Source organism: Streptomyces viridosporus, from assembly GCF_002078235.1.
Taxonomy (GTDB): domain Bacteria; phylum Actinomycetota; class Actinomycetes; order Streptomycetales; family Streptomycetaceae; genus Streptomyces; species Streptomyces viridosporus.
Genome location: NZ_MSGP01000796.1, coordinates 1 through 543 on the forward strand (window position 1 = coordinate 1; position 543 = coordinate 543).

A 543-nucleotide genomic window follows, 5' to 3' on the forward strand; every position below is an offset into this window, starting at 1 on the left:
ACGACGAGACCGACGTCGTCCTGCACGCGCCCGGCGGGACGGTGACCGGCGCGGACGCGATCCGCTGCGGGTGCCTGCTGGCCCCCGACTGCCTGCACCGGGCGGCGGCGGCCTCGGCCGCACCGGTCGCCGACGAAGCCCCGCCCCCGTCCCCGGCTCCTGCCGAGACCGCGGAAGCGCGGGAAGGGACGGGAACGAGGCCGGGGACGGAACCGGTGCCGGGGACGGGACCGGCGGCGCAGCCGGACCGGACGGGACCGGCGGAGGCCGAGGCCGCCACCGACGAACAGCGCGCCGCCGCCCGAACGGTGTGCGACGCGGCCGCCGCCGTCCTGGAAGCCGGCGCGGACGGTGCCGGCGCCGTGCTCCAGGCGGAACTCCTGCACGCCGCGCACACCGCCCGCCTCGCCGGCCTCCCCCGGGCCTCCGCCGCGGCGGTCTCCGTGGTGACCGGAGTGCGTGCGGCCCGCTCCGCCGACCCCGGCTACCGCCTCGCCGACCTCGCCGGCGCGCTGGCGGACGTCCTGGGCGTCGCCCACCGCC

The 543-nt window shown here is 80.8% G+C and carries 1 pseudogene; it reads left to right on the forward strand.

Annotated features, from left to right (window positions below):
- Window positions 1–543 (forward strand): annotated as a pseudogene (locus B7L92_RS37625) (hypothetical protein); the annotation flags it as partial.